This window comes from Pseudomonas sp. SLBN-26, assembly GCF_006715895.1.
Taxonomy (GTDB): domain Bacteria; phylum Pseudomonadota; class Gammaproteobacteria; order Pseudomonadales; family Pseudomonadaceae; genus Metapseudomonas; species Metapseudomonas otitidis.
In genome coordinates, this window is sequence record NZ_VFOB01000001.1 from 4,815,795 (window position 1) to 4,828,280 (window position 12,486).

A 12,486-nucleotide genomic window follows, 5' to 3' on the forward strand; every position below is an offset into this window, starting at 1 on the left:
CCCCTTGCTTCTTGCGTATGCTCGCCCGTCCGTCTGTCATAACAGTAAAAGCGGAATGCCAACATGTCTGATCTGAAAACTGCCGCTCTCGAATACCATGCCCAACCCCGCCCCGGGAAACTGAGCGTCGAGCTGACCAAGCCGACCGCCACCGCCCGCGACCTCTCGCTGGCCTACAGCCCGGGTGTCGCCGAGCCGGTGCGCGAGATCGCCCGTGATCCCGAGCTGGCCTACAAGTACACCGGCAAGGGCAACCTGGTGGCAGTGATTTCCGACGGCACCGCCATCCTCGGCCTCGGCAACCTCGGCCCGCTGGCCTCCAAGCCGGTCATGGAAGGCAAGGGTGTTCTGTTCAAGCGCTTCGCTGGTGTCGACGTGTTCGACATCGAAGTGGATGCCGAGAGCCCCCAGGCCTTCATCGACACTGTCAAGCGCATCTCCATCACCTTCGGCGGCATCAATCTTGAAGACATCAAGGCGCCCGAGTGCTTCGAGATCGAGCGCACCCTGATCGAACAATGCGACATCCCGGTCTTCCACGATGACCAGCACGGTACCGCCATCGTCACGGCTGCCGGCATGCTCAATGCCCTGGAAATCGCCGGCAAGACCCTGCCGGAAGCCCAGATCGTCTGCCTGGGTGCCGGTGCTGCGGCCATCTCCTGCATGAAGCTGCTGGTGAGCATGGGCGCCAAGGTCGAGAACATCTACATGGTCGACCGCAAGGGCGTGATCCACGCCGGCCGCGATGACCTGAACCAGTACAAGGCGGTCTTCGCCCACGAGACCTCCAAGCGCACCCTGTCCGATGCCCTGGAAGGTGCGGACGTGTTCGTCGGTCTGTCCGGCGCCAACCTGCTGAGCGCGGAAGACCTCAAGCGCATGGCGGCCAACCCGATCGTCTTCGCCTGCTCCAACCCGGATCCGGAAATCCAGCCGGAACTGGCCCATGCCACCCGCAGCGACGTGATCATGGCCACCGGCCGTTCGGACTACCCGAACCAGGTGAACAACGTGCTGGGCTTCCCCTTCATCTTCCGCGGTGCGCTGGACGTTCGTGCCACCCGCATCAACGAAGAAATGAAGATTGCAGCAGCGCTGGCGCTGCGTGACCTGGCCAAGCAGCCGGTGCCCAAGGATGTCTGCGATGCCTACGGCGTGGCTTCCCTGGAGTTCGGCCGTGAGTACATCATTCCGAAGCCGATGGACAAGCGCCTGATCACCGTGGTTTCCGACGCGGTTGCCAAGGCGGCCATCGAGTCCGGCGTAGCAACCCTGCCGTATCCGAAGCACTACCCGCTGAAATCGGTGGACGATGTGTTTCAGGGCTGATTGCCGCTGATGTGAAGAACCCGCCTGCTGGCGGGTTTTTCATGTCTGGAGGATGTGTTCGGCTGGAAAGGAAGAGCCCGCTGATCGCGGGCTCTTCTCGTTTGCTCAGAACAGATCGATAGGGGCAGCTTCGTCCGCCGGCAGGGGGCTGCCTGGAATGCTGGAGCCCGGGTCGAGTTCGCTCATGGGCGGGGGTGAGTCTTCGCTCTTGAACAGTTCGAAGAATGCATTGGGCGTTCCCGGTGTTGCTGCGCGCCCGCTCAGGGGGTCGATGCGCAGCGTGAGAATCCCTTCGGGTTCTGGCTGGACGTGCTCCGGTTTGTCCTTCAGGGCTGCACTCATGTAGCTCATCCAGATCGGCAGGGCGACCGTGCCGCCGTACTCGTGCCGGCCCAGGCTCTCGGGCTGGTCGAAGCCGACCCACACCGTGGTGATGTAGTCGGCGTTGTAGCCGGAGAACCAGCTGTCCTTGGATTCGTTGGTGGTGCCGGTCTTGCCCGCGATATCGCCACGCCCCATGGCCAGGGCGCGTCGGCCGGTGCCGCGCTTGATCACGTCCTGCAGCATGCTGGTCAGGATGTAGGTGGTGCGGGCATCGACGATGCGTTCGGCGGTGGTCGGCTCCGCAGTTGCATCATGGTTGAGCTGGGTGTCGGGGGCGGCGTTGACCTGGGCCATGCTGGCGCTGGGTTTGTCGTCCTGCGGCACGCGGGGCGGGTTGGCGGTGAAGATGACCTTGCCTTCCCTGTTTTCGATTCGCTCGATGAGGTAGGGCTGGATCTTGTAGCCGCCGTTGGCGAAGGTGCTCCAGCCGGTCGCGATCTCCATCGGGGTGAGGGTGGCAGTGCCCAGGGCGAGGGAGAGGTTGCGCGGCAGTTCATCCTTGTTGAAGCCGAAGCGGCTGATGTAGTTGATCGCGTAGTCGATCCCCACGGCTTGCAGAAGGCGGATGGAAACCAGGTTGCGCGACTTGTACAGCGCTTCCCGCATGCGGATGGGGCCGAGGAAGGTGTTGTTGTCGTTCTTGGGGCGCCACACCTTGTCCAGGTACTCGTCGACGAAGACGATGGGGGCGTCGTTGACCAGGCTGGCGGCAGTGAAGCCGTTATCCAGCGCTGCACTATAAAGGAAGGGTTTGAAGCTCGAGCCGGGTTGGCGCTTGGCCTGGGTGGCGCGGTTGTAGTTGCTCTGCTCGAACGAGAAGCCGCCGACCAGGGAGAGGATGGCGCCGCTGTAAGGGTCGAGTGAAACCAGGGCACTCTGGGCTGAAGGCTGCTGGCTGAACAACAGGGCGCCGTTGGGTTGGCGCAGTACGCGGATCAGGTCGCCAACCTGTACCACGTCTGCCGGCTGGCGCGGGCGGGCGCCGAGGCTGTTGGTGTTCAGGTAAGGGCGGGCCCACTTCATGCTGTCCCAGCTGACGGCCTCTTCATTGCCGCTGCGAGTCAGCACGAGGATGCCGCTCTGCTCGACCTGGGTGACGATAGCGGGCTCGAGGCCGCCAATCGTGCGCTGCTTGGCAAGCTCCTGACCCCATCCTTCGCGGGTCATGCCGGGAAGTCGGGTTTCCGGGCCGCGGTAGCCGTGGCGCTGGTCGTACTCCATCAGGCCGCTGCGCAGGGCGACGTTGGCGGCTTCCTGCAGGTCGCTCGGTGTCGTGACAGTGACGCGGAAACCTTCGGTGTAGGCATCGCTGCCGTAACGTCCGACCATTTCGGCGCGAGCCATCTCTGCGATGTAGGGTGCGTTCACTTCTGGGGTCGGAACATGGTAGCTCGCGTCGATCGGTTCACTGATGGCGGCCTCGTAGCGCGCCTGGTCGATCTTGCCCAGCTTGAACATGCGCCCGAGGATCCAGTCGCGACGCTCCTTGCTGCGGGTCGGGTTGACCAGTGGGTTGAAGCGAGAAGGCGCCTTCGGCAGGCCGGCGATCATGGCCATCTGGGCCAGGCTCAGCTCCCGGATTGACTTGCCGTAGTAGACCTGTGCAGCGGCTTCGATGCCGTAGGCGCGGTTGCCCAGGTAGATCTTGTTGACGTAGAGCTCAAGGATCTCGTCTTTGCTGAGCTCTCGTTCGATCTGCAGGGCAAGAAGTATCTCGTTGATCTTTCTGGAGAAACTCCGCTCGCTGGTGAGGAAGTAGTTCTTCGCCACCTGCATGGTGATGGTGCTGCCGCCGCTCTGGATATGTCCGCTTTTCAATAATTGAGTGGCAGCGCGCACCAGGCTCGTGAGGTCGACGCCATAATGGTTGGCAAAGTTGTCGTCTTCCGCCGCCAGCAGGGACTGGATGAATTCCGGGGGGATGTCCGCGAAACGGATCGGTGCCCGCCTCATCTCGCCGAACTCGGCGATCAGCTTCCCATCGCTGCTATACACGCGCAGCGGTATCTGCAGCTGGATGCTGCGCAGGGAATCGACAGACGGAAGACTCGGGCTAAGGTAGAGATAAGCGCCGCTGAAACTGAGCAACAGCCCACAAAAAACAGCAACGCAAGACCACCAGAAAAACTTCAGCAGGCGTATCAAGATTCTTGGATTTCCAGGCAAAAGAATGAGTTAAGCGGAAACAGATCTGAAAAGGGAAAAACTGATCACATTATAAGCGTTTTTTTTCCCGGGGAGCCATTTGCGCTTCTGTCAAGACTGTTATTTAATGTGGAAAAACATAAATCGTCCGTAAGTCACGGACGCTGATAGGAAATCGGTCGTGCTAGGGCTCTTCAACAAGAAAGCGAATTCGCTGCTGGGGATCGACATAAGCTCGACCTCGGTCAAGCTCCTCGAATTGAGTCGCTCGGGTGGCCGCTACAAGGTAGAGGCCTACGCCGTCGAGCCGCTCCCGCCAAATGCTGTCGTCGAAAAGAACATTGCTGAGCTGGAAGGCGTCGGCCAGGCACTGTCGCGTGTGGTCGCCAAGGCGAAGGCAGGCTCCAAGCTGGCAGCCGTTGCTGTGGCGGGGTCGGCCGTCATCACCAAGACGATCGAGATGGATGCGGGGCTGTCCGATGACGAGCTGGAGAACCAGCTCAAGATCGAAGCTGACCAGTACATTCCTTATCCCCTTGAAGAAGTAGCCATCGATTTCGAGGTTCAGGGCGTTTCTGCACGAAACCCCGAGCGAATGGATGTGCTGCTGGCAGCCTGCCGTCGCGAGAACGTCGAGGTGCGCGAGGCAGCGCTTGCTCTCGCCGGGCTCACCGCGAAAGTCGTGGATGTCGAGGCCTATGCGCTTGAGCGCGCCTATGGGCTCCTTGCTTCCCAGTTGGGGAATGGATCGGAAGATTTGACGGTTGCGATCGTGGACATCGGCGCGACGATGACCACCCTGAGCGTCTTGAATAATGGTCGCACCATATACAGTCGCGAGCAGTTGTTCGGAGGTCGCCAGTTGACCGAAGAAATTCAGCGCCGCTATGGCCTGTCTGTCGAGGAAGCGGGCTTGGCCAAGAAGCAGGGCGGTCTTCCGGATGACTACGACAGCGAGGTTTTGCAACCGTTCAAAGAGGCAGTTGTCCAGCAAGTCTCGCGGTCGCTGCAGTTCTTTTTTGCAGCGGGTCAGTACAACGATGTCGACTACATCCTCCTGGCTGGCGGGACGGCCTCTATCCCTGATCTGGATCGCCTGATCCAGCAGAAGATCGGAACGCCGACGCTGGTCGCAAACCCCTTCGCCGACATGGCACTGAGCGGCAAAGTCAACGCAGGTGCGCTGGCAAGTGATGCGCCGGCCTTGATGATCGCTTGTGGCTTGGCAATGAGGAGTTTCGACTGATGGCGCGTATTAACCTGCTACCGTGGCGTGAGCAGCTGCGGGAAGAGCGCAAGCAGCGATTCCTGGTGGCCTTGGGCGGTGTGGTCGTTATTTCTGCAGGCCTCGTGTTCCTTGGTGACCAATACCTCAATGGCGAGATCGATAACCAGAACGCCAGAAATGAATTCGTACGCAAGGAAATTTCTGTTCTGGATACGCGCATCAAGGAAATCAGCGAGCTCAAGACGCGCCGGCAGCAGTTGCTGGAGCGCATGAAGATCATTCAGGACCTGCAGGGCAACCGCCCGATCATTGGTCGTGTCTTTGATCAGCTCGTTCGCACTCTACCCGATGGTGTGTATTTCACGACCGTGAAGATGGCAGGGTCCAGTATTGCCATCACTGGGGCAGCTGAATCCAACAACCGTGTTTCCAACTTGATGCGGAATCTGGATGCCTCCGAGTGGTTGACCGCACCGAACCTGACAGAAGTCAAGGCGATCACCGCCGGTGCTGTTGATCAAGCCAACGTGTTTCAACTGACCGTGCAGCAGACACAGCCTGCTGCGGACAATGCCGGAGCCAAGAAATGAGTCTGGCTGATTCTCTGGAAAGTCTGCGCAAGATCGACCTCAACGATCTTGACCTGAATAACGTCGGTTCCTGGCCGTCTGCCGTTAAGGTCATAGCCTGCATTTTGGTGATGGCTGCGATCTTGGCACTGGGTTACAACTTTCACCTCAAGGATCTTGAGGTGCAGCTCGACCAGCAGCGTGCTGAAGAAGAGTCGCTGAAGCAGCAGTTCACCACCAAGGCTTTCCAGGCTGCCAACTTGGAAGCCTACAAGGACCAGATGAAGGAAATGGAGACTTCCTTCGGTGCGCTTCTTCGTCAGCTTCCAAGCGACACCGAAGTTCCTGGTTTGCTTGAGGACATTACGCGCACTGGACTGGGTAGTGGTTTGGAGTTCGAAGAGATCAAGCTCCAGCCGGAAGTGGTTCAGCAGTTCTATATCGAACTGCCTATCCAGATATCGGTAGTAGGCAGCTATCACGACTTGGCGACATTTGTGAGTGGCGTCGCCAGCTTACCGCGTATTGTCACACTGCATGATTTCAGTATTGCTCCGCTCAGCCCGGAAAGTACTTCCAAACTGCGTATGAGTATTTTGGCCAAAACTTACCGATACAACGACAAGGGGCTGCAGAAATGATGCGCGTCAGCTCCAAGGCTGTTCTTGCCTTAGTGGTGTTTTCCAGTTTGTCGGGGTGCGGGAATAGCGGTGATTTCTCGGATCTTCAGGCTTACATGGATGAGGTCCGTGCGCGTCCCAAGGGGACCATTGAACCGTTGCCGAAGTTCCAGCCCTATGAGGCCTTTACTTATAGTGCCGCTGCACTACGGAGTCCCTTCCAGCCTCCGGTGAAAATCGATCTGGCTAACAAGGTGAAAGGCAGCAAGGATGTCCACCCGGATGAAACCCGGGTCAAGCAATTCCTCGAAGGGTTCAATATCGAGACCTTCGAGATGGTGGGTACGCTTTCCAATAACGGTGGGATGTTCGCGTTGGTCCGTGGGGCAGGAGGGGTGCACCGGATCAAGGTTGGCGATTATCTGGGGCGAAATGACGGCAAGGTTGTTTCTATCAGCGAAGGCAAGATTGATGTCGTCGAGATCGTCCCGGATGGAGAGGGTGGCTGGCTTGAGCGTCCTCGGAGTCTCACGCTCATGGAACGCTCTTAAGGGCGGGGTGACTTTATGAACTACAAACACCGGTCTGCACAACGGAATTTGACAATGAACAGCTCCCTAACGCGCCTTGGACTTTCTCTTCTGGCGGCCATGTTTTCACCCATGTTGCTGGCTGCTGACCTCAAGGCTCTGGACGTCGCGGCCCTGCCGGGCGGAAAGGTCGAGCTGAAACTCGGTTTCGACGGCCCCGTTGTACAGCCGAGAGGCTACACGATTGAGCAGCCTGCAAGGATCGCATTGGACCTGCCTGGCGTTGCCAACAAACTTGGCAGCAAGAACCGCGAGCTCGGGGTAGGTAACGCTCGGAGCGTCACTCTTGTCGAGGCGAAAGATCGCACTCGCATGATCATCAACCTGTCAACGTTGGTGCCTTACAGCACGCGAGTTGAGGGTAACAACCTTTATGTCCTGGTTGGCGATGCTGCCGGTGCTGCTCAACAGGCTGCACGCACCAGTGCGCCAGTAGCGGCTCCGTCACAGCCTGCCGCACCTGTAAAAGCGTTCGCGCCTGCGGGCAAGGCAATCAGCAACATTGATTTCCAGAGAGGCGAGCAGGGCGAGGGTAACGTTGTGATTACCCTGTCCGACCCCAGTGTGAGTCCCAACATCCAGGAGCAGGGTGGAAAGATTCGCCTGGACTTTTCCAAGACCCAAATTCCGGAGTCTCTGCGTGTTCGTCTTGATGTAAAGGATTTCGCGACCCCGGTTCAGTTCGTCAGTGCCTCTGGCAGCTCGGGTGATGCCAGTATCGTGATCGAGCCGACGGGCTTCTACGACTACCTGGCCTACCAGACTGAAAACAAGCTGACTGTCAGTATCAAACCGCTTACCCAAGAAGATATGGAGAAGCGCAAGACCGAGCGCTTTGCCTATTCTGGCGAAAAGCTCTCGCTCAATTTCCAGGATATTGATGTCCGCTCGGTACTGCAGCTGATTGCTGACTTCACCGATCTGAACCTGGTTGCGTCCGATACCGTACAAGGCAACATCACGCTCCGCCTGCAGAACGTACCTTGGGATCAGGCACTTGATCTCGTCCTGAAAACCAAGGGCCTGGACAAGCGCAAGGTCGGTAACGTGCTGCTGGTTGCACCAGCGGACGAGATCGCTGCCCGTGAACGCCAAGAATTGGAGTCTCAGAAGCAGATTTCCGAATTGGCTCCGCTGCGCCGCGAGCTCATTCAGGTCAACTACGCCAAGGCGGCTGACATCGCCAAGCTCTTCCAGTCCGTCACGAGCGGAGAGCCGTCAACCACCGATGAACGGGGCTCCATTACCGTCGATGATCGTACCAACAGCATTATCGCCTACCAGACCCAGGACAAACTGGACGAATTGCGTCGCATCGTTACCCAGCTCGACATCCCGGTTCGCCAGGTAATGATCGAGGCGCGGATCGTTGAGGCAAACGTCGACTATGACAAGTCGCTCGGTGTGAATTGGCGTGGTGCAAGTATTGGTGACAATAACTTCACCATCGGCGGCAAGGGCGGCGTTCGTACAGGTGCAAACCCGACCAGTCCTAATGCTGCACTGGGGACGTTCGTTGACATGGGGGCAACCAACTCGACGTCATCGATTGGTATCGGCTTCGTAACCGACAACACCATCCTCGACCTTGAACTCTCGGCAATGGAGAAGACCGGTAACGGTGAAATTGTTTCCCAGCCGAAGGTTGTCACCTCTGACAAAGAGACCGCCAAGATCCTGAAGGGTGCAGAAATCCCTTACCAGGAAGCCAGCTCCAGTGGCGCCACCAGCACCTCCTTCAAAGAGGCCGCTCTGTCCCTCGAGGTGACCCCGCAGATCACGCCTGACAACCGCATCATCATGGAAGTCAAGGTGACCAAGGATGCTCCTGACTTCTCCAATGCCCTTAATGGCGTACCCCCGATCAACAAGAACGAGGTTAACGCCAAGGTCTTGGTGAATGACGGCGAAACCATCGTGATCGGTGGCGTGTTCTCAAACACCCAGACCAAGTCGACCGACAAGGTACCGTTCCTGGGCGATCTCCCTTACCTCGGCCGGCTGTTCAAGCGTGACACCGTCCAGGACAAGAAAGCCGAGCTGCTGGTATTCCTGACTCCGCGTATCATGAACAACCAGGCTATCGCTGTGAGTCGCTGATATCAGTGCACAATCTGATCCTCGTTGGCCCGATGGGAGCTGGAAAGAGCACCATCGGGCGTTTGCTTGCCAAGGAACTCCGTTTGCCGTTCAAGGACTCCGACAAGGAGATCGAACAGCGAACTGGGGCGAATATTCCCTGGATTTTCGATGTGGAGGGGGAGCAGGGCTTCCGTGACCGCGAACAGGCCATGATCCAGGAGCTTTGCGAAGCCGATGGGCTGGTCGTGGCGACGGGTGGGGGGGCCGTGCTTCGGCCTGCCAACCGTGAAGCGCTGCGATCGGGCGGTCGGGTGGTTTACCTCCACACCTCTGTCGACCAGCAGATCGGCAGGACGTCCAAGGACCGCAACCGGCCGCTTCTGCGGACGGCAGATCCGGCCAAGGTCCTCCGTGACCTCATGGCCATTCGTGATCCGCTCTACCGTGAGATCGCCGACATCATCATCGAGACCGATGAACGTCCGCCGCGGATGGTGGTGCAGGAAATACTTGAGCGACTACAGGGCCTTCCGCCCCGTTAAAGGGCGGGCGGAACTGCGCTATCCTAGTGCCCTTTTTCATAGTGGGGGCCTCATGCGGACACTTCAGGTCGATCTCGGCGAGCGTAGCTATCCCATCCACATCGGTGCCGACCTGTTGTCGAAGGCCGAGCTGTTTGCGCCGCATATCGCGGGCAAGCAGGTGGCCATCGTCACCAACGAAACCGTCGCCCCGCTTTATCTCGAACGGCTGACCCAGACCCTCGCCGGCTACAAGGTCCAGCCAATCGTTCTGCCTGATGGCGAGTCCTTCAAGAACTGGGAAACCCTCCAGCTCATCTTCGACGGCCTGCTCACCGCACGTCATGACCGCCGCACCACCATCATCGCGCTGGGTGGCGGCGTCATCGGCGACATGGCCGGCTTTGCCGCCGCCTGCTACCAGCGTGGCGTCGACTTCATCCAGGTCCCGACCACCCTCCTGTCCCAGGTGGATTCCTCGGTCGGTGGAAAGACCGGCATCAACCACCCCCTCGGCAAGAACATGGTGGGTGCCTTCTACCAGCCCAAGGCCGTGCTGATCGATACTGCGACCCTGCGCACGTTGCCGCCTCGCGAACTCTCCGCCGGGCTCGCCGAAGTGATCAAATACGGCCTGATCTGCGATGCGCCATTCCTGGACTGGCTGGAAACGCACATGGAGGCTCTGCTGGCCCTCGAGCCGACGGCGCTGACCGAGGCCATCGAGCGCTCCTGCGCTGCCAAGGCCCGCGTAGTGGGTGCCGATGAACGCGAATCCGGCATCCGCGCCACCCTCAACCTGGGGCATACCTTCGGCCACGCCATCGAGACCCACATGGGCTACGGCGTCTGGCTGCATGGTGAGGCGGTAGCCGCCGGGACCGTCATGGCCCTGGAAATGTCCCGTCGCCTCGGCTGGATCGACGCCGCAGAGCGCGACCGCTCCATGCGCCTGCTGCGTGCAGCGGGCCTGCCGATCGTACCGCCCCAGGAGATGACTCCCGCCCATTTCCTGGAGCACATGGCCGTAGACAAGAAAGTGATCGATGGCCAGTTGCGCCTTGTGCTGCTGAGCCGGCTCGGAGAGGCGGTAGTCACCGCCGATTACCCGGGCAACATTCTGGACGAGACCCTGAGCGCCGATTACCGCGCCCTGGCCGAAGAGCTTGGAGAGTAAAAACAGTCCCATGAGCAGCCTGCACGCTGAAGAGGCCTTCCTGGCCCATTACCAGTTCACCCATGACCCGTTCGCCGCGCGGGTCCCCGGCTTCAAGTTCTACCCGGCCCAGCGCAAGCCCGTCCTCGGCCAGTTGCACCACCTGGCCCGCTACAGCCAGCTGTTGCTGGTCGTGACCGGGCCCAACGGCGCCGGCAAGACCCTGCTGCGCCAGGCCCTGGTTGCCAGCACCAACAAGCAGGCCGTGCAGAGCGTGGTCGTGTCCGCGCGCGGCGCCGCCGAGGCCGGTGGTCTGATGCGCCTCATCGCCCAGGCGCTCGGCATTCCGCAGGCAGACAGCCGCTCCATCCTCGCCCAGGTCGGCCAACTGGCCCTGACCGGCCAGGAGGTCTACCTCCTCGTCGATGATGCCGAGGACCTGGACGACACCGGCGTCGACAACCTGCTGGCCCTGGCGGCCGGCAGCGGCGAATCGCGTCCCCATGTCTTCCTCTTCGCCGACTCCTCGCTGCTGCCGCGCCTGGAACTGGTCGCCGATGGTGAAGAACGCTTCCACGCCATTGAACTTCTGCCCTACAGCGAGGACGAAACCCGCGAATACCTGGCGCAGCGCCTCGAAGGGGCCGGCCAGAGTATCGACCTGCTGACCGAGGAACAGATCGAAGACATCCACCTCCAGTCCGGAGGCTGGCCCGGCGGCATCAATCAGGCCGCTCGCGAGCTCCTGGTGGAAGCGATGCTCGCCGAGCGGGGCGCATCGCGCAAAGGAGGGTTCAGCTTGAATCTACCGAAGAAGCACCTGCTGGCACTGGGCGTCGTTGCCGTCGGTGTCGTCGCCGCCTGGCTGATGCAGGGTCGTTCCGAACACACCGCACCGGCCCAGCCCACTACGGCACAACTGCCCCTGGGCCAGGGCGTTGCCCCGTCCACGCCTGAGCAGCCGGGCAAACCCGGTGAAGCGCCGGCCGTCGAATTCGCCGGCTCGTCGCAGCCGCTGCCCCTGCCGCTGGTGGGCGAAGCCCAGCCGGTCATCCGTGAGCCGCTGGCCCAGGCCGCCGGGCAGGAAGACCAGGATGAAGCCGGTACCCCACCCGCAGGCAGCGCCGTGCCGCCCACCGTGACCACGGTCGCCCCGCCCGTCGGAGCCACGGCCAGCCCCGCGCCGGCCCAGCCGCCCGCCCCCATCGTCACCCAGCAGCCGGCTACCCGACCGGCACCGCCGGCCACCGCGCCTGCCGCTCCGGTCGTGGCCCAGGCCACCCCCAGTGCGCAGCCGACCAAGCCCGCAGCAACCCCGGCGCCGACCGCCAAGCCCGCAGTGACCGCACCGGCAGCCAAGCCGGCCGAGAAGCCTGCTGCCAAACCGGCTGCAGTCGCCTCCACGGGTGGTGGTGCAGGTGATGGTTGGTACCGTGCCCAGGCAGGTGGCAACTACGCCGTGCAGATCCTTGGCACCAGCTCCGAAGCCAGCGCCAAGTCGTTCGTCCAGCAGAATGGTGGCGAGTACCGTTACTTCAAGAAGCTGCACCAGGGTAAGCCACTGTACGTGGTCACTTATGGTAACTTCCCCAGCCGCAACGCTGCCCAGGCCGCCATCAAGGCCCTGCCCGCCAAGGTGCAGGCCGGCAAGCCCTGGCCGAAGAGCTTCGCCAGCATCCAGCAAGAGATGGCCCGCTGAGCCCGGTCCCGGGCTCACCTGTCACTTGGCATCCTCAGATGTGACCGGAAAGTCGCTAGCACGACCTTCCGGTCTATTCCTTCGCTTTTGCGACAAAAACTTTCACCGAATCGTCGTGCAGATTTGTAACGACCCCAGTGGATATGTACACTGACCTCCC

The 12,486-nt window shown here is 60.6% G+C and carries 10 protein-coding genes; 9 read left to right on the forward strand and 1 reads right to left on the reverse strand.

Annotation, left to right across the window (positions count from 1 at the left end):
* The first annotated feature begins 63 nt into the window (after positions 1-63).
* On the forward strand, positions 64-1,332 hold the full coding sequence (locus FBY21_RS22320) for a malic enzyme-like NAD(P)-binding protein (RefSeq protein ID WP_074973678.1): 1,269 nt from the start codon (positions 64-66) through the stop codon (positions 1,330-1,332).
* 105 nt (positions 1,333-1,437) lie between these two features.
* Here FBY21_RS22320 and FBY21_RS22325 read toward each other — a convergent pair whose 3' ends face one another.
* A complete protein-coding gene (locus tag FBY21_RS22325; protein WP_174244764.1) occupies positions 1,438-3,858 on the reverse strand; it encodes a penicillin-binding protein 1A in 2,421 nt (806 codons plus the stop codon).
* Positions 3,859-4,042: 184 nt separating this feature from the next.
* Between FBY21_RS22325 and FBY21_RS22330 the strand changes: the two genes are divergently transcribed.
* Genes FBY21_RS22330 through FBY21_RS22365 form a run of 8 tightly spaced genes read left to right on the forward strand, consistent with a single transcriptional unit; the run spans position 4,043 to position 12,326 of the window.
* Positions 4,043-5,107, forward strand: a complete 1,065-nt coding sequence (locus FBY21_RS22330) for a pilus assembly protein PilM (RefSeq protein WP_044406728.1) — start codon at positions 4,043-4,045, stop codon at positions 5,105-5,107.
* A complete protein-coding gene (pilN, locus tag FBY21_RS22335; protein ID WP_044406731.1) occupies positions 5,107-5,679 on the forward strand; it encodes a type 4a pilus biogenesis protein PilN in 573 nt (190 codons plus the stop codon). Before FBY21_RS22330 ends, pilN begins: the two co-directional genes overlap by 1 nt.
* A complete protein-coding gene (gene pilO, locus FBY21_RS22340; RefSeq protein WP_142013726.1) occupies positions 5,676-6,299 on the forward strand; it encodes a type 4a pilus biogenesis protein PilO in 624 nt (207 codons plus the stop codon). Before pilN ends, pilO begins: the two co-directional genes overlap by 4 nt.
* A complete protein-coding gene (gene pilP / locus FBY21_RS22345; RefSeq protein WP_107331194.1) occupies positions 6,299-6,829 on the forward strand; it encodes a type 4a pilus biogenesis lipoprotein PilP in 531 nt (176 codons plus the stop codon). Before pilO ends, pilP begins: the two co-directional genes overlap by 1 nt.
* A gap of 54 nt (positions 6,830-6,883) precedes the next feature.
* Positions 6,884-8,968 carry a type IV pilus secretin PilQ gene (pilQ, locus tag FBY21_RS22350; protein WP_142013728.1) on the forward strand — a complete coding sequence of 695 codons (2,085 nt, stop codon included), beginning with the start codon at positions 6,884-6,886 and terminating at the stop codon, positions 8,966-8,968.
* Positions 8,969-8,973: 5 nt separating this feature from the next.
* Positions 8,974-9,492: a shikimate kinase AroK gene (gene aroK, locus FBY21_RS22355; RefSeq protein WP_074973697.1), complete on the forward strand. Its 519-nt coding sequence runs from the start codon at positions 8,974-8,976 to the stop codon at positions 9,490-9,492.
* A 52-nt stretch (positions 9,493-9,544) separates the two neighbouring features.
* Positions 9,545-10,648, forward strand: a complete 1,104-nt coding sequence (aroB, locus tag FBY21_RS22360) for a 3-dehydroquinate synthase (RefSeq protein WP_142013730.1) — start codon at positions 9,545-9,547, stop codon at positions 10,646-10,648.
* A gap of 10 nt (positions 10,649-10,658) precedes the next feature.
* Complete coding sequence (locus tag FBY21_RS22365; RefSeq protein WP_142013733.1) at positions 10,659-12,326, forward strand: SPOR domain-containing protein; 1,668 nt, start codon at positions 10,659-10,661, stop codon at positions 12,324-12,326.
* The last annotated feature ends 160 nt before the right edge of the window (positions 12,327-12,486 follow it).